The sequence below is a fragment of the Pseudomonas paraeruginosa genome (genome assembly GCF_003025345.2).
Classification (GTDB): domain Bacteria; phylum Pseudomonadota; class Gammaproteobacteria; order Pseudomonadales; family Pseudomonadaceae; genus Pseudomonas; species Pseudomonas paraeruginosa.
In genome coordinates this window covers 5,727,537-5,746,344 of sequence record NZ_CP020560.1, presented here as the reverse complement: position 1 = coordinate 5,746,344, position 18,808 = coordinate 5,727,537, and the positions used below count along the sequence as shown (strand labels likewise).

The 18,808-nt window shown below is 65.9% G+C and carries 13 protein-coding genes; 10 read left to right on the top strand and 3 right to left on the bottom strand.

Going from position 1 to position 18,808, the window contains the following annotated elements:
- The first annotated feature begins 242 nt into the window (after positions 1-242).
- Positions 243-1,256 (top strand): porphobilinogen synthase, encoded by a 1,014-nt coding sequence (gene hemB, locus B7D75_RS27165; protein WP_033997560.1) that lies wholly within the window; start codon positions 243-245, stop codon positions 1,254-1,256.
- 17 nt (positions 1,257-1,273) lie between these two features.
- Positions 1,274-3,484 carry a polyphosphate kinase 1 gene (gene ppk1, locus B7D75_RS27160; protein ID WP_034079790.1) on the top strand — a complete coding sequence of 737 codons (2,211 nt, stop codon included), beginning with the start codon at positions 1,274-1,276 and terminating at the stop codon, positions 3,482-3,484.
- On the opposite strand, the gene ppx is transcribed toward ppk1, so the two are convergent.
- A complete protein-coding gene (ppx, locus tag B7D75_RS27155; RefSeq protein WP_003150181.1) occupies positions 3,471-4,976 on the bottom strand; it encodes an exopolyphosphatase in 1,506 nt (501 codons plus the stop codon). The genes ppk1 and ppx overlap by 14 nt on opposite strands.
- Before the next feature lie 199 nt (positions 4,977-5,175).
- On the opposite strand from ppx, the gene trxA reads away from it, so the two are divergent.
- The 5 genes from trxA to B7D75_RS27130 all read left to right on the top strand — a co-directional run bounded on the left by trxA (position 5,176) and on the right by B7D75_RS27130 (position 11,577).
- The gene (trxA, locus tag B7D75_RS27150) at positions 5,176-5,502 is read left to right on the top strand and encodes a thioredoxin TrxA (protein WP_003150179.1); all 327 of its coding nucleotides are present in this window, start codon (positions 5,176-5,178) and stop codon (positions 5,500-5,502) included.
- A gap of 243 nt (positions 5,503-5,745) precedes the next feature.
- Complete coding sequence (gene rho, locus B7D75_RS27145; protein ID WP_003096334.1) at positions 5,746-7,005, top strand: transcription termination factor Rho; 1,260 nt, start codon at positions 5,746-5,748, stop codon at positions 7,003-7,005.
- A gap of 70 nt (positions 7,006-7,075) precedes the next feature.
- Positions 7,076-9,064 carry an acyltransferase family protein gene (locus tag B7D75_RS27140; RefSeq protein WP_107114591.1) on the top strand — a complete coding sequence of 663 codons (1,989 nt, stop codon included), beginning with the start codon at positions 7,076-7,078 and terminating at the stop codon, positions 9,062-9,064.
- Positions 9,065-9,142: 78 nt separating this feature from the next.
- A complete protein-coding gene (gene ubiD / locus B7D75_RS27135; RefSeq protein WP_034079788.1) occupies positions 9,143-10,609 on the top strand; it encodes a 4-hydroxy-3-polyprenylbenzoate decarboxylase in 1,467 nt (488 codons plus the stop codon).
- Positions 10,609-11,577, top strand: coding sequence for a CDP-6-deoxy-delta-3,4-glucoseen reductase (locus tag B7D75_RS27130; protein WP_043099478.1), 969 nt, complete (start codon positions 10,609-10,611; stop codon positions 11,575-11,577). The genes ubiD and B7D75_RS27130 overlap by 1 nt, the downstream gene beginning before the upstream one ends.
- Positions 11,578-11,612: 35 nt before the next feature.
- Here the strand turns inward: B7D75_RS27130 and glpT are convergent, their stop codons facing one another.
- Complete coding sequence (gene glpT, locus B7D75_RS27125; protein WP_043099479.1) at positions 11,613-12,959, bottom strand: glycerol-3-phosphate transporter; 1,347 nt, start codon at positions 12,957-12,959, stop codon at positions 11,613-11,615.
- Positions 12,960-13,228: 269 nt separating this feature from the next.
- Complete coding sequence (locus tag B7D75_RS27120; protein ID WP_053814767.1) at positions 13,229-14,206, bottom strand: NADPH:quinone oxidoreductase family protein; 978 nt, start codon at positions 14,204-14,206, stop codon at positions 13,229-13,231.
- Between the two features lie 153 nt (positions 14,207-14,359).
- Here B7D75_RS27120 and B7D75_RS27115 point away from each other — a divergent pair, with 153 nt between their 5' ends.
- The 3 genes from B7D75_RS27115 to rbbA all read left to right on the top strand — a co-directional run bounded on the left by B7D75_RS27115 (position 14,360) and on the right by rbbA (position 18,806).
- Positions 14,360-14,779 carry a flagellar basal body-associated protein FliL gene (locus B7D75_RS27115; RefSeq protein WP_034079784.1) on the top strand — a complete coding sequence of 140 codons (420 nt, stop codon included), beginning with the start codon at positions 14,360-14,362 and terminating at the stop codon, positions 14,777-14,779.
- Positions 14,780-14,985: 206 nt separating this feature from the next.
- On the top strand, positions 14,986-16,059 hold the full coding sequence (locus B7D75_RS27110; protein ID WP_003150168.1) for an HlyD family secretion protein: 1,074 nt from the start codon (positions 14,986-14,988) through the stop codon (positions 16,057-16,059).
- The gene (rbbA, locus tag B7D75_RS27105; protein ID WP_058175255.1) at positions 16,056-18,806 is read left to right on the top strand and encodes a ribosome-associated ATPase/putative transporter RbbA; all 2,751 of its coding nucleotides are present in this window, start codon (positions 16,056-16,058) and stop codon (positions 18,804-18,806) included. Before B7D75_RS27110 ends, rbbA begins: the two co-directional genes overlap by 4 nt.
- The last annotated feature ends 2 nt before the right edge of the window (positions 18,807-18,808 follow it).

The following is an 18,808-nucleotide window of genomic DNA, read 5'->3' as shown; positions in this document are numbered from 1 at the left end:
GGGGCAGCGAAGCGAAATGAACGCGCAGCCTAACTCGGTTGGAGGCCTGGGGAAAGCGTGATCATCATGGCCTGGATCATCGATCATGCAATGAATGGCCTTGGTGGCTGGCTTTTTGCGATGATTGGCGGTGCGGCAGGATGCCGCGACCTTGGGTCACTGTCATCGCTTGTTACCAATCCGTCATAATCAGGGACTATAACTGTCACACTGTGCCCGTTATCTGGGCCCTGGAGTACACCGTGAGCTTCACTCCCGCCAACCGCGCCTACCCCTATACCCGTCTGCGCCGCAATCGCCGCGACGATTTTTCCCGCCGCCTGGTCCGCGAGAACGTCCTTACCGTCGACGATCTGATCCTGCCGGTGTTCGTCCTCGATGGCGTCAACCAGCGCGAAAGCATTCCGTCGATGCCGGGCGTCGAGCGCCTGTCCATCGACCAGTTGCTGATCGAGGCGGAGGAGTGGGTGGCCCTGGGCATTCCCGCGCTGGCGCTGTTCCCGGTGACCCCGCTGGAGAAGAAGTCGCTGGACGCCGCCGAGGCGTACAACCCCGAGGGCATCGCCCAGCGCGCCACCCGCGCCCTGCGCGAGCGCTTCCCGGAGCTGGGCATCATCACCGACGTGGCGCTCGATCCGTTCACCACCCATGGCCAGGACGGCATCCTCGATGACGACGGCTACGTGCTCAACGACGTCAGCGTCGACGTGCTGGTGCGCCAGGCGCTGTCCCACGCCGAGGCCGGCGCCCAGGTGGTCGCGCCCTCGGACATGATGGACGGCCGCATCGGCGCCATCCGCGAGGCCCTGGAGTCCGCCGGGCACACCAACGTGCGGATCATGGCCTACTCGGCCAAGTACGCCAGCGCCTACTACGGTCCGTTCCGCGACGCGGTCGGCTCGGCCTCGAACCTCGGCAAGGGCAACAAGTCCACCTACCAGATGGACCCGGCCAACAGCGACGAGGCCCTCCATGAAGTGGCTGCCGACCTGGCCGAAGGTGCCGACATGGTGATGGTCAAGCCGGGCATGCCGTACCTCGACATCGTGCGCCGGGTGAAGGATGAATTCCGCGCGCCGACCTTTGTCTACCAGGTCAGTGGCGAGTACGCGATGCACATGGGCGCCATCCAGAACGGCTGGCTGGCCGAATCGGTGATCCTCGAGTCCCTGACCGCCTTCAAACGTGCCGGCGCTGATGGCATCCTGACCTACTTCGCCAAGCAGGCCGCAGAACAATTAAGACGGGGGCGTTGACCCCCTCGGGAAGATGAATGAATACGCAGCAAGGACTTGAAGAGATCGAACGCCTCGACACCGACGAAAACGTGGTGGCGAGCGTGGAAAGCGCAGTTGAAGTGAAGATGGCCGAAACGATCCCGGTGGAAACGCCACCCGCGGTGGTACCCAGCGTGGATGACAGCAGCCTGTACATTCATCGCGAGCTTTCCCAGTTGCAGTTCAACATCCGCGTGCTGGAACAGGCGCTGGACGAGTCCTATCCGCTGCTGGAGCGGCTGAAGTTCCTCCTCATCTTCTCGAGCAACCTCGACGAGTTCTTCGAGATCCGCATCGCCGGCCTGAAGAAGCAGATCACCTTCGCCCGCGAGCAGGCCGGCGCCGACGGCCTGCTGCCGCACCAGGCCCTGGCGCGGATCAGCGAACTGGTCCACGAGCAGGTGTCGCGGCAGTACCGGATCCTCAACGAGACGCTGCTGCCGGAACTGGCCAAGCACCAGATCCGCTTCATCCGTCGGCGCCACTGGACGCTGAAGATCAAGACCTGGGTGCGGCGCTTCTTCCGCGACGAGATTGCGCCGATCATCACCCCCATCGGCCTCGACCCGACCCACCCGTTCCCGCTGCTGGTGAACAAGAGTCTGAACTTCATCGTCGAGCTGGAGGGAATGGACGCCTTCGGCCGCGACTCCGGCCTGGCGATCATCCCGGCGCCGCGCCTGCTGCCGCGGATCATCAAGCTGCCGGAAGAGGTTGGCGGCGAGGGCGACAACTACGTGTTCCTCTCCTCGATGATCCACGCCCACGCCGACGACCTGTTCCCCGGCATGAAGGTGAAGGGCTGCTACCAGTTCCGCCTGACCCGCAACGCCGACCTCTCGGTGGATACCGAGGATGTCGAGGACCTGGCCCGCGCGCTGCGCGGCGAGCTGTTCTCGCGGCGCTATGGCGACGCGGTGCGCCTGGAGGTGGTGGACACCTGTCCGCAGAACCTGACCAACTACCTGCTCAAGCAGTTCGGCCTGTCCGAGAGCGAGCTGTACAAGGTCAGCGGCCCGGTCAACCTGACCCGCCTGTTCAGCGTCACCGGCCTGGAAAGCCATCCGGAACTGCAGTACCCGCCCTTCACCCCGGCGATCCCGCGTCTGCTGCAGAAGAAGGAAAACCTCTTCAACGTGCTCAGCAAGCTGGACGTGCTGCTGATGCACCCGTTCGAATCCTTCACCCCGGTGATCGACCTGCTGCGCCAGGCCGCCAAGGATCCGAACGTGCTGGCGATCAAGCAGACCCTGTACCGCAGCGGCGCCAACTCGGAGATCGTCGACGCCCTGGTCGAGGCGGCGCGCAACGGCAAGGAGGTCACCGCGGTGATCGAACTGCGCGCGCGCTTCGACGAGGAGTCCAACCTGCAGCTGGCCAGCCGCCTGCAGCAGGCCGGCGCGGTGGTGATCTACGGCGTGGTCGGCTTCAAGACCCACGCCAAGATGATGCTGATCCTCCGTCGCGAGGACGGCGAACTGCGCCGCTACGCGCACCTGGGCACCGGCAACTACCACGCCGGCAACGCCCGCCTGTATACCGACTACAGCCTGCTGACCGCCGACGTGGCGCTCTGCGAGGACCTGCACAAGCTGTTCAACCAGTTGATCGGGATGGGCAAGACGCTGCGCATGAAGAAGCTGCTGCATGCGCCGTTCACCCTGAAGAAGAACCTGCTGGAAATGATCAACCGCGAGGCCGCCCAGGCCGCGCTCGGCCAGCCGGCGCATATCATGGCCAAGGTCAACTCGCTGACCGACCCGAAGGTCATCCGCGCGCTGTACAAGGCCAGTCAGGCCGGGGTCAAGATCGAACTGGTGGTGCGCGGCATGTGCTGCCTGCGGCCGGGCATTCCGGGGGTCTCGCACAACATCCACGTGCGCTCGATCATCGGACGCTTCCTCGAGCACAGCCGCATCTACTACTTCCTCAACGGCGGCGACGAGAAGCTCTATCTCTCCAGCGCCGACTGGATGGAGCGCAACCTCGACATGCGCGTCGAGACCTGCTTCCCGGTAGAGGGCAAGAAGCTGGTGCAGCGGGTCAAGAAGGAACTGGAAACGTACCTGACCGACAATACCCAGGCCTGGGTGCTGCAGGCCGACGGCAGCTACCAGCGGCTCAGCCCCACCGGCAACCAGAACCCCCGCAATACCCAGGCGACCCTGCTGGAGAAACTGGCCGCGCCGGTGCTTACCGCACGTTGAGGGTGTAGCCGACCCGCTTCAGCCATTCGGCTTCCTGGGCGAAGTCGGCCTGGGTCAGCGGGTTGGCTTCCAGCCAACCGTCGGGGAAGGTAACCGAGAGGCTCTTCGGCTCGGCCTTGAGCTGCACCGAAGGCATTTCCTGGGTGCCACGGATGTGGTGGAACAGGATGGCGAAGCGCAGCACGATGCACAGGCGCACCAGCTTGTCGCCTTCCTCGGCGAACTCCGCCAGCTTGTCCGCCGGGATGTTGCGGCGATGCCCGCGCACCAGCAGCGCCAGCATCTGCTGGTCCTGGCGGGAGAAACCGGCGAGGTCGGAGTGCTCGATCAGGTAGGCGCCGTGCTTGTGGTAATGGTAGTGGGCGATGTCCAGGCCGATCTCGTGGACCCGTGCGCCCCAGCTCAACAGGTCGCGGTGCAGGTCGTCGTCCAGCCCCCAGGCGTCGCTGACTTCGCCGAGCACCTTGAGCGCCTTGGCTTCCACCCGCGAGGCCTGTTCCGGATCGACGTGGTAGCGCTCCATCAGCGAGCTGATGGTGCGCTCGCGCACGTCCTCGTGCTGGTGGCGGCCGACCAGGTCGTAGAGCACGCCTTCGCGCAGGGCGCCCTCGGAGTGGACCATCTGTTCCAGCTCCAGGGCGTCGAAGATCGCCTCGAGAATCGCCAGTCCGGCCGGGAAGATGGTCCGGCGGTCAGGCTTGATGCCTTCCAGGTCGAGCTTCTCCACGTCACCGAGTTTGAGCACCTTGCGCTTCAGCCAGGCCAGGCCGTCCGGGCCGATCTCGCCGTTGCCGTGGCCGCCGGCCTTGATCGCCAGCGCCACCGCGCGGATGGTGCCGGAGGCGCCGACCGCCTGCTGCCAGCCGAGGCGGCGCAGGCTGTTCTCGATGCCCATCAGCTCCAGGCGTGCGGCGGTATAGGCCTGGGCATAGCGGGCCGGGGTGATCTTGCCGTCGCGGAAGTAGCGCTGGGTGTAGCTGACGCATCCCATCTGCAGGCTTTCCCGCAGCTCGGATTCGAAACCCTGGCCGATGATGAACTCGGTGCTGCCGCCGCCGATGTCGCTGACCAGTCGGCGGCCGCCGCTGTCGGGCATGCTGTTGGCGACGCCGAGGTAGATCAGGCGGGCCTCCTCGCGTCCGGAGATGACCTCCACGGGATGGCCGAGGACTTCTTCGGCGCGGCGGATGAAGTCGCTGCGGTTGCGCGCCTCGCGCAATGCGTTGGTGGCCACCACGCGTACCGCGCCCTGGGGCATGCCGCTGATGAACTGGGCGAAGCGACGCAGGCAGTCGAGGCCGCGCTGGGTGGCCTCTTCGCTGAGATTGCGCTCCTCGTCGAGGCCGGCTGCGAGTTGGACCTTCTCTCCCAGTCGTTCGAGGATACGGACTTCGCCGTGGATGTTGGCCTTGGCCAGACAGAGGTGGAAGCTGTTGGAACCCAGGTCCAGGGCGGCAATCAGCGGGAATGCCTCGGCAGGTTTTTGCGGCATGCTTTGCAAGTCCATTGGAAAACTGCGCCATCCTGCCACGACAGGGCGAAGGTCGCCAATGCGGCAGCCGATCAATCGGGAATCACCCGACCAACGATAGAGACTCTCAATCGGATGTGCCTTTCGGCGAGGGTCAAGGCGGGATATGATGGTCGGCACTTTTCGCGTTTCAATTCGCGTCCGACTACGGAGAGATTCCATGAGCGAACATATCGTCAACGTTACTGATGCCAGCTTCGAGCAGGACGTGCTGAAGGCCGACGGTCCTGTGCTGGTGGACTACTGGGCCGAATGGTGCGGTCCGTGCAAGATGATCGCGCCGGTGCTGGACGAGGTCGCCAGGGACTACCAGGGCAAGCTGAAGGTCTGCAAGCTGAACATCGACGAGAACCAGGACACCCCGCCGAAGTACGGCGTGCGCGGCATCCCCACCCTGATGCTGTTCAAGGGCGGCAATGTCGAGGCGACCAAGGTCGGCGCGCTGTCCAAGTCGCAGCTGGCGGCTTTCCTCGACGCCAATATCTGAGTCGGGCCCGCGCCCCTCTGGAAAGCCCCGCGTTCCGCGGGGCTTTTTTTTGCATTCCTGTAGACGCCACGCCGACACGGTGTTAAATTCGGGCTCGCGACGTTTTTTCCGTCGCCTTCTGCATGCCGTCCCGGACGCACTTCCTACTCGAACTTTCTAGCGCTCCTGTCGCCCCTTGCGACACGGCTTTCCCAAGCTCGACGCTTTCTCCAATTCCTCTTTCTGCGTACCTATCTCTTTCCTATGAATCTGACCGAACTCAAGCAAAAGCCGATTGCCGAACTGCTGGAAATGTCCGATGCCATGGGCCTGGAAAACATGGCCCGTTCGCGCAAGCAGGACATCATCTTCGCCCTGCTGAAGAAGCACGCGAAAAGTGGTGAAGAGATCTCCGGCGATGGCGTGCTGGAGATTCTTCAGGACGGCTTCGGCTTCCTGCGCTCCGCCGACTCTTCCTACCTGGCCGGTCCCGACGACATCTACGTGTCGCCGAGCCAGATCCGGCGCTTCAACCTGCGCACGGGCGACACCATCATCGGCAAGATTCGCCCGCCGAAAGAGGGCGAGCGCTATTTCGCCCTGCTCAAGGTCGATTCGATCAACTTCGATCGCCCGGAGAACGCGAAGAACAAGATCCTCTTCGAGAACCTCACGCCGCTGTTCCCCAACGAGCGGATGAAGATGGAGGCCGGCAACGGCTCCACCGAAGACCTGACCGGCCGCGTCATCGACCTCTGCGCGCCGATCGGCAAGGGCCAGCGTGGCCTGATCGTGGCACCGCCGAAGGCGGGCAAGACCATCATGCTGCAGAACATCGCCAGCAACATCACCCGCAACAATCCCGAATGCCACCTGATCGTCCTGCTGATCGACGAGCGCCCTGAGGAAGTGACCGAAATGCAGCGCACCGTGCGCGGCGAAGTGGTCGCCTCGACCTTTGACGAGCCGCCGACCCGGCACGTGCAGGTCGCCGAGATGGTCATCGAGAAGGCCAAGCGCCTGGTCGAGCACAAGAAGGACGTGGTCATCCTGCTCGACTCCATCACCCGCCTGGCGCGGGCCTACAACACCGTGATCCCGAGTTCCGGCAAGGTCCTCACCGGCGGTGTCGACGCCCATGCCCTGGAGAAGCCGAAGCGCTTCTTCGGCGCCGCGCGGAACATCGAGGAAGGCGGTTCTCTTACTATTCTCGCCACGGCGCTGGTGGAAACCGGCTCGAAGATGGACGAGGTGATCTACGAGGAATTCAAGGGCACCGGTAACATGGAGCTTCCGCTGGATCGCAAGATCGCCGAAAAGCGTGTGTTCCCGGCCATCAACATCAACCGCTCCGGTACCCGTCGCGAAGAACTGCTGACCAGCGAGGACGAACTGCAGCGGATGTGGATCCTGCGCAAGATCCTGCACCCGATGGACGAGATTTCCGCCATCGAGTTCCTCATCGACAAGCTCAAGCAGACCAAGACCAACGATGAGTTCTTCGATTCGATGAAACGGAAGTAGTCTTCGAGAGAACTGGACGAAGGTGCTCCGGTCGACCGGAGCGCCTTTTTTCATGCCTGGAGGAAAGTCAATGTCGGGCCTTGCCTATCGACGGGATATCGATGGATTGCGAGCGCTGGCCATCCTGCCGGTGGTTCTCTACCACTTCGGCCTGGGTGGCATCTCCGGCGGTTACGTCGGCGTCGACGTGTTCCTGGTGATATCCGGCTACCTGATCACCTCGATCATCTCGCGCGAGCAGCAGGCCGGGCGGTTCAGCTTCGTCGATTTCTGGGCACGGCGGGCGCGGCGCATCCTCCCCGCGCTGTTCGTGATGATGGCGGCGAGCCTGGTGGTCGGCTGGTTCCTCATGGCGCCACGGGACTACGAGGAACTGGGGCGCTCGGTGCGCTACCAGACGATGTTCGTCTCGAACATCCTGTTCTGGAAACAGGACGGCTATTTCGATGCAGCCTCCGAATTCAAGCCGCTGCTGCACACCTGGTCGCTGTCGGTGGAGGAGCAGTTCTATATCCTCTTCCCGCTGCTGCTGGCGGCGATCTCCGGGCGCCTGCTGCGCTGGCGCCTGGCGATCCTCCTCGGTGTGCTGTCGCTGTCGCTGGCGGCCAGTATCTGGGCCCTGGGCCAGCGCCCGAGCAGCGCCTTCTTCCTGCTGCCGATGCGCGCCTGGGAGCTGCTGGTGGGCGCCGCGCTGGCGTTGCTGCCGGCTAGCCAACGGCGTTTCTCGCCGTGGAGCCTGCAACTGGCGGCGTCCCTCGGGGTGGCGGCGATCCTCCTGCCGGTGTTCCTCTACGACAGCCATACTCCGTTCCCCGGCCTCGCGGCGTTGCCGCCTGTGCTCGGTACCGCCCTGCTGATCTGGGCCAACGGCGCCGGCGAGACCTGGACCCGGCGCCTGCTGGGGCTGCCGCCACTGGTCTGGTTCGGCCTGATCTCCTATTCGCTGTACCTCTGGCACTGGCCGGTCTATGTCTTTGCCCAGTATCACGCCCTGGATGCCCTGGGCCAGCCGATGCGGCTGGGCTTGCTGCTGGCGAGCATCGGGCTGGCGGCGCTGTCGCTGCGTTATGTCGAGGCGCCGTTCCGCGAGCGCAGGCTGTTCGCCGGACGCCGGCAGATGCTCGGCGCGGCGCTGTGCGGCCTGCTGCTGCTGGGCGCCGCCGGCCAACTGGTACGGCACCATGACGGGGTGCCGTCGCGTCTCTCGGAGCAGGCCCTGCGCTATGCCAAGGCGTCCAAATGGCGGGATGGGCAGACCGACTGCATGTTCGACAAGCAGGCACTCGGCCAGGACACGATTTGCCGCTTCCCGGCCCGGATGTCCGCCGAGCGACCGTTGCTGATCAGTTGGGGCGACAGTCATTCCGCGGCCTTGAGTCCGCTGTTGCATGAGGTGGCGGCCGGTCGCCGGTTGCCGATATGGCAGGCTTCGCTGGCCGGCTGCCCGCCGCTGCTGGGCATGCGGGAAAAGGACAATTGCCTGCGCTTCAACCAGCAGATGCTCGACTTCGTCGAGAAACAGCGGCCGGTCGGGGTGATCCTCGCCGGACGCTGGGACATGTACATCTATGGTGACTCGCAGGACGGTGCGCGCCATATGCTGCGCGAGCCGGACGACGCGCCGGACAGCTCGATCGCCGAGGCGCTGCTGCGCCAGCGCCTGAGCGGGATGATCGACAGGCTGAACGCCGCCGGGACGCATGTCTGGCTGGTCAAGGATGTCCCGCTGCTGCCGTTCAAGGCGCCGGCGCGGCTGGTGCGGCTGAGCCTGAGCGGGGAGGACGTCGGGCAGGCGCGCTTCCCGTTCGTCGAGCATGCCGCTCGCGTCGCCTACATCGACGCGCTGTTCGACGCGCTGGCCGAGAGCAACCCCAAGGTCAGCGTGCTCGATCCCGCGAGCGTGCTCTGCGACGGCCAGGACTGTTTCGCCGAACGTGGTGGCTGGTCGCTGTACATGGACAACAATCATCTCTCCGGCCATGGCGCCCGCGCGCTCGCACCGTTGTTCGAGCCGGTGTTCCAGGACCTGGACGCGTCGCGCGTCGCCAGCCAGCACTGACCGAATGCCGCGTTTGCCTGCTGCCGGATGGGCCGGGAGCAGGTAGGATGTGGGGTCTTGCAGTGAATGGTTAGGCCAATGACATTCAAGGATCTCCGCGATTTCATCGCCCAGCTGGAGCAGCGCGGTGCGCTGAAGCGCATCCAGGTGCCGATTTCCCCCGTGCTCGAGATGACCGAGGTGTGCGACCGCACGTTGCGCGCCAAGGGCCCGGCATTGCTGTTCGAGAAACCGACAGGCTTCGACATGCCGGTGCTCGGCAACCTGTTCGGCACGCCGGAACGGGTGGCGCTGGGCATGGGCGCCGAGGATGTCGGCGCGCTGCGCGAGATCGGCACGCTGCTGGCGCAGCTCAAGGAACCCGAGCCGCCAAAGGGGTTCAAGGATGCCTGGGCCAAGCTGCCGATGTACCGCAAGGTCCTGTCCATGGCGCCGAAGGTGCTGAAGGACGCGCCCTGCCAGGAAGTGGTCGAGGAGGGCGACGACGTCGACCTCGGCCGGCTGCCGGTGCAGACCTGCTGGCCGGGCGATGTCGGGCCGCTGATCACCTGGGGCCTGACCGTCACCCGCGGGCCGAACAAGGAGCGGCAGAACCTGGGCATCTACCGCCAGCAGGTGATCGGTCGCAACAAGGTGATCATGCGCTGGCTCAGCCATCGCGGCGGAGCGCTGGACTATCGCGAGTGGTGCCAGAAGCATCCGGGCCAGCCGTATCCGGTCGCCGTGGCGCTGGGTGCCGATCCGGCGACCATCCTCGGCGCGGTGACGCCGGTGCCCGACACCCTTTCCGAATACGCCTTCGCCGGCCTGTTGCGCGGGCACCGTACCGAACTGGTCAAGTGCCGCGGCAGCGACCTGCAGGTGCCGGCCAGCGCCGAGATCGTCCTCGAAGGGGTGATCCACCCCGGCGAGATGGCCGACGAGGGTCCCTATGGCGACCATACCGGCTACTACAACGAGGTCGACCGCTTCCCGGTGTTCACCGTCGAGCGCATCACCCGCCGGCAGAAACCGATCTACCACAGTACCTACACCGGGCGTCCGCCGGATGAGCCGGCGATCCTCGGGGTGGCGCTGAACGAAGTGTTCGTGCCGATCCTGCAGAAGCAGTTCCCGGAAATCGTCGATTTCTACCTGCCGCCCGAAGGCTGTTCCTACCGGATGGCCGTGGTGACCATGAAGAAGCAGTATCCGGGCCACGCCAAGCGGGTGATGCTCGGCGTCTGGTCGTTCCTGCGGCAGTTCATGTACACCAAGTTCGTCATCGTCACCGACGACGACATCGACGCGCGCGACTGGAACGACGTGATCTGGGCCATTACCACGCGGATGGACCCCAAGCGTGACACGGTGATGATCGACAACACGCCTATCGACTACCTCGATTTCGCCTCGCCGGTCTCCGGCCTCGGTTCGAAGATGGGACTCGACGCCACCCACAAGTGGCCGGGCGAGACCAGCCGCGAGTGGGGTCGCGCCATCGTCAAGGACGAAGCGGTGACCCGGCGTATCGATGAACTCTGGTCGAGCCTCGGGATCGACTGATGCGTATCGTCCTGCAACCCTCCGGCGCCTGCCTCGAGCTGCTGCCGGGGGAACGGATCCTCGATGGTGCCCGGCGCCTCGGCTACGACTGCCCGCAGAGTTGCCGCAATGGCAATTGCCATATCTGCGCGGCGCTGCTGGTCGAGGGGCGGGTTCGTCAGGACGGCGAGGTACGCGATCACGGCGAACTCTTCACCTGCCTTGCCGAGCCGCTGGAAGATTGCGTGCTGCATTGGGACGGGGTGCTGGCGCCGGGCGAGCTGCCTTTGCGCAAGCTGACCTGCCAGGTGAGCTTCTGCGAAGAGGCCGGTGGCGATGTCTACCGGGTCGGCCTGCGTGCGCCGGCCGGCAAGCCGCCGCGCTACCACGCCGGGCAGTACCTGCTGCTGGAACGTGCCGGCGGCGATAGCGCGGCGTTTTCCCTGGCCTCCGCGCCGCATGCCGGGCGTGACCTGGAATTGCACGTCCTGGCCAAGGAGGACAGCGCCGTCGCGCTGATCGCCCAGTTGCAACGCGAACGCCTGGCGCGGGTCCAGCTGCCATTCGGCGATGCGCACCTGGCGGAACTGCCCGATGGACCGCTGGTGCTGATCGCCGCCGGCACCGGCATGTCGCAGATGCACAGCCTGATCGAGCATTGCCGCGCCGCCGGCTTCGCCCATCCGGTGCATCTCTACTGGGGCGTGCGGCGGCCCGAGGACTTCTATCGCCTGCCGCACTGGAAGGAATGGGAAGGGTTGCCGAACCTGTTCCTGCACCGGGTGGTCAGCGACCTCTGCGGTTGGGAGGGGCGTTGCGGCTTGCTGCACGAGGCGGTGCGCGAGGACTTCGCCGACCTGTCGAGCCTGCACGTCTACGCCAGCGGCTCGCCGGCGATGGTCTACGCGACCCTGGACGCCCTGGTCGAGGCAGGCATGGATGCGCACCAGATGCGCGCCGACGTGTTCGCCTACGCACCGCGCGACTGAATGCGGCTCCGGCCGGCGCCGGAGCCGCCGCGTCATCAGCCGGCCTGTTGCGGCAAGGCCTGGACCGCCGGTTTGCGCAGGGTAAGGCAGAGGAACAGGATAGCCAGCAGGCAGGCACCGATCAGCAGCTTGAAACCGCCGTCCCAGCCGAAGTGGTCCACCGTGTAGCCGACCAGGGCGTTGGCCGCCACCGAGCCGCCGAGATAGCCGAACAGTCCGGTGAAGCCGGCCGCGGTGCCCGCCGCCTTCTTCGGCGCCAGTTCCAGGGCCTGCAGGCCGATCAGCATCACCGGACCGTAGATCAGGAAACCGATCATGATCAGCGCGGCCATGTCGATGGCCGGGTTGCCGGCCGGGTTCAGCCAGTAGATCAGGGTGCCAATGGTCACCAGGATCATGAACACCACGCCGGTGGCGCCGCGATTGCCCTTGAACAGCTTGTCCGACAGCCAGCCGCAGAGCAGGGTGCCGGGAATCCCCGCCCATTCGTAGAAGAAGTATGCCCAGGACGACTTGTCGACGTTGAAGTGCTTGGCTTCCTTCAGGTAGGTCGGGGCCCAGTCGAGCACGCCGTAGCGCAGCAGGTAGACGAAAACGTTGGCCAGGGCGATGTACCAGAGCAGCTTGTTGCGCAGCACGTAGGTAACGAAGATCTCCTTGGTCGACAGCTCGCGCTCGTGGTGTTCGTCGTAGCCTTCGGGGTAGTCGTCCTTGTGCTTCTCGATTGGCGGCAGGCCACAGGATTGCGGGGTGTCGCGCATGGCGAAATAGGCGAACACGGCTACGCCCACGGCGACGATCGCCGGCACGTAGAAGGCCGAGCGCCAGTCGCCGAACAGCGCCAGGCCGAGCAGGAACAGCGGGCCGATCAGTCCGCCGCCAACGTTGTGGGCGACGTTCCACACCGAGACCACGCCGCCGCGCTCCTTCTGCGACCACCAGTGGACCATGGTCCGTCCGCTCGGCGGCCAGCCCATGCCCTGTGCCCAGCCGTTGATGAAGAGCAGGACGAACATGATCGCGACGCTGGAGGTAGCCCAGTGCGCGAATCCGAAAATGAACATCACCGCCGCCGACACCAGCAGCCCGAACGGCAGGAAGACCCGCGGGTTGGAGCGGTCCGAGACCAGCCCCATGATGAATTTCGACAGGCCGTAGGCGATGGCGATGGCCGACATCGCGACGCCCAGCTGGCCACGGCTGTAGCCATCCTCGATGAGGTAGGGCATGGCCAGGGAGAAGTTCTTGCGCAGCAGGTAGTAACCCGCGTAGCCGATGAAGATGCCGGCGAAGATCTGCCAGCGCAGACGCCGGTAGGTGCTGTCCACCTCGGCATCGGGCAGGGGCGCCTGGTGTGGCGCGGGACGAAAGATTCCGAACATCGCGAGCTCCGCTTGTTGTTGTGTCGCGCCTTTTTACGCGGTTGCGAACACTACATTTTTCGTAAATGAAAAAATAGCGGAAATGTTACAGGTTGAGTACATCGGTCGGAAACAAGAAAGCCCCGGTCGGAAACCGGGGCTTTCAGAGGGGAAGAGCGTCTGTCAGTGTAGGTTGTCGGCGTCGTTCCGCCCCCTGCGCTGCGTGACCTGTTCCCGTCGGCGGGCCAGGCAGGCGTTCCTAGCGACTTTTCCTGATATCGCGTGGAAATTCAGCGAACTTCCACGACCACCTTGCCGACCGCCTTGCGCTGACCGAGGGCGTCGATGGCGTCGCCCGCGCGTTCCAGCGGGAATCGCTGCGAGACCAGTGGCTTGAGCCTGCCTTCGGCGTGCCAGGCGAACAACTGACGGAAATTGTCGGCATTGTCCTGCGGCTGGCGTTGGGCGAACGAGCCCCAGAACACACCGACCAGCGAGGCGCCCTTGAGCAGGGGCAGGTTGGCCGGCAGCGAAGGGATGCTGCCGCTGGCGAAGCCGACCACCAGCATCCGGCCGTTCCAGGCGATGCTGCGGAAGGCCTCCTCGAACAGCTCGCCGCCCACCGGATCGTAGATCACATCGACGCCCTGGCCGCCGGTCAAAGCCTTGAGCTGCTCGCGCAGGCTGCCTTCGCTGTAGTTGACCAGTTCGTCGGCGCCAGCGGCCTTGGCCACGGCGAGCTTGTCCGGGGTACTGGCGGCGGCGATCACCCGGGCGCCCATGGCCTTGCCGATCTCCACGGCCGCCAGGCCGACTCCGCCGGAGGCGCCGAGCACCAGCAGGGTCTCGCCGGGTTGCAGGTTGGCACGCTGTTTCAGGGCGTGCATCGAGGTGCCGTAGGTCATGCCGAAGGCGGCGGCACTGGCGAAGTCCATGCCCTCGGGAATCGGCATGACGTTATAGGCGGGCACCTTGACCTGCTCGGCGAAGCTGCCCCAGCCGGTCAGTGCCATGACCCGGTCGCCGGGCTGCACATGAGTGACCTTCTCGCCGACCGCGGCAACCACCCCGGCGGCCTCGCCGCCCGGGGAGAACGGGAAGGGCGGCTTGAACTGGTACTTGCCTTCGATGATCAGGGTGTCGGGGAAGTTGACCCCGGCGGCATGCACGTCGAGGAGGATTTCGTTCTTCGCCGGGCTCGGGCTGGCGATCTCTTCCAGGACCAGGCTGCTGGCCGGGCCGAAGGCTTTGCAGAGGACGGCTTTCATCGGGGACGCTCCAGTTTGCGGTCCGGCCAGTGTAGGAGGGGGACGCCCATGGTCAATCAGCATCGCCGCAACTGATGGTCGCCCATAAATCCCGGACTTGGGCCTGGCCGAGAGTCTGGCTATGCTTGCGGCATTCGTCGAGGAGATGCGCCCGTGAGAACCCCCATTGCCCTGTCGCTGGCCCTGTGCCTGAGCCTGTTCCTGCCGTTCGCCACGGCCGAGGAGGCCGCGCCGGAAGGCGAGGGCGCGAACAAGCCGGTCTACGTCGACCTGACCCCGGCGCTGGTCGGCAACTACGGCAGCGGACCGCGCCTGCAATACTACAAGGCCGATATCGCCCTGCAGGTGGCCGACAAGGACGCGGCGACCAAGGTCGAGCACCATGAGCCGCTGATCCGCAACCAGCTGATCATGCTGTTCGCCCAGCAGACCGACCAGACCCTGGGTACGGTCGAGGCCAAGGAAAACCTGCGCCAGGAGGCGCTGAAGCAGGTCCGGCAGACTCTCGAGCAGGAAGAGGGCAAGCCACTGGTGACCGACCTGCTGTTCAACAACCTCATCGTCCAGCCCTGAGGTCAACTATCCGTTCTGTCCCGCGCTCCCGTAGGCGAAGCCCCGGGGGTTCTGCTTTCCTGTGAGGTCCGGTCGGGCGCGTCTGACGTGCATCAACACTCGCGCGCTCCGCTAAAGGGACAATCGAGCCAGTGAAGTTCGCGGCCGCCGCGCTTTCCAGCATGGAGCGCAGCCGCCGTGGCTGGCTGGACGTGCGAGGAGAAGGGATGAAACAGGAAAGCAAGCGGTGGCTGAGCCGCGTCCTGGTCGCGGCGGCGCTGGTCGGCGTGGGCCTGCTGGTCTGGCAGGTGTCGCGGCCGACCGGGCTGGGCGACGGATTCGCCAGCGGCAACGGACGCATCGAGGCCACCGAGGTGGACGTGGCGGCCAAGCTTCCCGGGCGGGTCGCCGAGATCGAGGTCGACGAGGGCGACTTCGTCACGGCCGGGGACATCGTGGCGCGGATGGACACCCAGGTGCTCGAGGCGCAGCTGGCCCAGGCCCAGGCCCAGGTGCGCCAGGCGGAGAACGCCAAGGTCACCGCGACCTCGCTGGTAGCCCAGCGCGAGAGCGAGAAGGGTACCGCCCAGGCGGTGGTGGCGCAGCGCCAGGCCGAACTGACCGCGGCGCAGAAGCGCTTCACCCGCACCGAGGCGCTGGTCAGGCGCAACGCCCTGCCGCAGCAACAGCTCGATGATGACCGGGCGACCCTGCAGAGCGCCCAGGCGGCGCTCTCGGCGGCTCGCTCGCAGGTGATCTCGGCGCAGGCGGCGATCGAGGCCGGGCGTTCCCAGGTGATCGAGGCGCAATCGGCCATCGAGGCGGCCAGGGCCAGTGTCGCCCGGTTGCAGGCGGATATCGACGACAGCCTGCTCAAGGCGCCGCGCAACGGCCGCGTGCAATATCGCGTGGCGCAGCCCGGGGAAGTGCTGCCGGCCGGTGGCAAGCTGCTCAACATGGTCGACCTGGCCGACGTCTACATGACTTTCTTCCTGCCATCCATGCAGGCTGGCAGGGTCGAGCTGGGCCAGGAAGTGCGCCTGGTGATCGACGCGGTGCCGGACTACGTGATCCCGGCCAAGGTGTCCTACGTCGCCAGCGTCGCCCAGTTCACCCCGAAAACGGTGGAAACCGCCAGCGAGCGGGAAAAGCTGATGTTCCGGGTTAAGGCGCGGCTCGATCCGGCGCTGCTGGAAAAGTACATCACCTACGTCAAGACCGGCGTGCCCGGCATGGCCTACCTGCGCCTGGACCCTGAGGCCGAATGGCCGGCCAACCTGCAGATCAAGGTTCCGCAATGACCATCGGCGGCGGCAGCGTGGCGAGCCTGGGGGGCGTCTCGCTGCGCTACGGCGAGACGCGCGCGGTGGATGACGTCAGCCTGGAGATCCCGGCCAACCGCATGGTCGGCCTGATCGGTCCGGACGGTGTCGGCAAGTCCAGCCTGCTTGCGCTGCTGGCCGGCGCGCGGAAGATGCAGGACGGCGAGATCCGCGTGCTCGACGGCGACATGCGCGACCGCCGCCATCGCCGGGCGGTCTGTCCGCGCATCGCCTACATGCCTCAGGGACTGGGCAAGAACCTCTATCCGACCCTGTCGGTGTTCGAGAACGTCGACTTCTTCGGTCGCCTGTTCGGCCACGACAAGGCCGAGCGTGAGCGGCGCATCGCCGACCTGTTGCAGAGCACCGGCTTGGCGCCGTTCGCCGAGCGCCCGGCGGGCAAGCTGTCCGGCGGCATGAAGCAGAAGCTCGGGCTGTGCTGCGCGCTGATCCACGATCCCGACCTGCTGATCCTCGACGAGCCGACCACCGGGGTCGATCCGTTGTCGCGCAACCAGTTCTGGGAGCTGATCGGCCGTATCCGCGCCGGCCGCGAGGGCATGAGCGTGCTGGTCGCCACCGCCTACATGGAAGAGGCCGAGCGCTTCGACTGGCTGGTGGCGATGGACGAGGGCAGGGTCCTGGCCACCGGTACGCCGCAGGAGTTGCGCGAGCGCACCGGGACGCAGAACCTCGAGTCGGCGTTCATCGCCCTGCTGCCGGAAAGCAAGCGCGCCGGCCACCACCAGCTGGTGATCCCGCCGCGGCCGCAAAACGAGGGCGCGCCGCGGATCGCCATCGAGGCCGAGGGCCTGACCTGTCGCTTCGGCGACTTCGTCGCGGTCGATCACGTCAGCTTCCGCATCGAGCGCGGGGAGATCTTCGGCTTCCTCGGTTCCAACGGCTGCGGCAAGTCCACCACCATGAAGATGCTCACCGGCCTGCTGCCGGCCAGCGAGGGCAGTTGCGCGCTGTTCGGCCAGCCGGTGGACGCCGGCGACATGGCTACCCGGCGGCGGGTCGGCTACATGTCCCAGGCCTTTTCCCTCTACGCCGAGTTGAGCGTGCGGCAGAACCTGGTGCTGCACGCCCGGCTGTTCCACCTGCCGGCCGAGGGCATCCCGGCGCGGGTCGACGAGATGTTGCGGCGCTTCGGCCTGGGGAAGGTCGCCGACGAACTACCCGACGACCTGCCGCTGGGGATTCGCCAGCGCCTCTCGCTGGCGGTGGCGGTGATCCACAAGCCGGAGATCCTGATCCTCGACGAACCCACTTCGGGGGTCGACCCGGTGGCCCGCGACGGCTTCTGGGAGCTGATGGTCGAGCTGTCGCGCCGCGACGGGGTGACCATCTTCATTTCCACTCACTTCATGAACGAGGCTCAGCGCTGCGATCGCATCTCGCTGATGCATGCCGGCAAGGTGCTGGCCAGCGATACCCCGGACGAGCTGGTGCGCCAGCGCGGCCTGCCGACCCTGGAGGCGACCTTCATCGCCTATCTGGAAGAAGCTGCCGGCGCCGCCGTGCCAGCGCAACCGGTCAAGGCGCCGGCTGTCGCGCAGCAGCCCGGCGATGGCCAGGGGCGCCAGGCGCAACGTGAACGCTTCAGCCCCCTGCGGCTGTTCAGCTACGCGCGCCGCGAAGCCATGGAACTGCGCCGCGATCCGATCCGCCTGACCCTGGCCCTGCTCGGCACCGCGCTGCTGATGTTCATCATCGGCTACGGCATCAACATGGACGTCGAGGACCTTTCCTGGGCGGTCCTCGACCGCGACCAGACCACCACCAGCCAGGCCTACGCGCTGAACATCGCCGGCTCGCGCTATTTCGTCGAACACGCTCCGATCCGCGACCCGGCCGACCTCGACCGGCGCCTGCGCAGCGGCGAGCTGAGCCTGGCGGTGGAGATCCCGCCGAACTTCGGCCGCGATCTCAAGCGTGGCTCCGATCCGGCCATCGGCGCGTGGATCGACGGAGCGATGCCGACCCGCGCCAGCACCGTGCTCGGCTACGTGCAGGGCCTGCACGCCAGCTACCTGGCGGACCTCTCGCGACAGGCCGGCGGGGCCGAGACCAGCGCGGCGGCCAGCACCGAGGTGCGCTACCGCTACAACCCCGACGTGGAAAGCCTGAAGGCGATGGTGCCGGCGGTGATCCCGCTGCTGCTGATCATGATCCCGGCCATGCTCACCGCCCTCGGCGTGGTGCGCGAAAAGGAACTGGGTTCGATCACCAACCTCTACGTCACCCCGGTGACGCGCCTGGAATTCCTGGTCGGCAAGCAACTGCCCTACATCGCCATGGGCATGATCAACTTCCTGCTGATGCTGGTCCTGGCCATCCTGGTATTCCGCGTGCCGCTCAAGGGCAGCTTCCTGGCGTTGACCATCGGTGCCTTCCTCTATGTGGTCACCAGCACCGGCCTTGGCCTGTTCCTCTCGACCTTCATGCGCAGCCAGATCGCCGCGGTGTTCGGCGTGGCCATCGCGACAATGATCCCGGCGATCCAGTTCTCCGGGCTGATCCACCCGGTATCCTCGCTGGAAGGCGCGGCGGCCTGGATCGGCAAGCTCTATCCGACCTCGCATTTCCTGGTGGTCAGCCGCGGCGCCTTCTCCAAGTCGCTGGGCCTGCCCGACCTCTGGACCTACTACCTGCCGCTGGCCGCGTCCATCGTGGTGCTGACCCTGCTCAGCGTGGCCTGCCTGAAAAAGCAGGAGGACTGAGG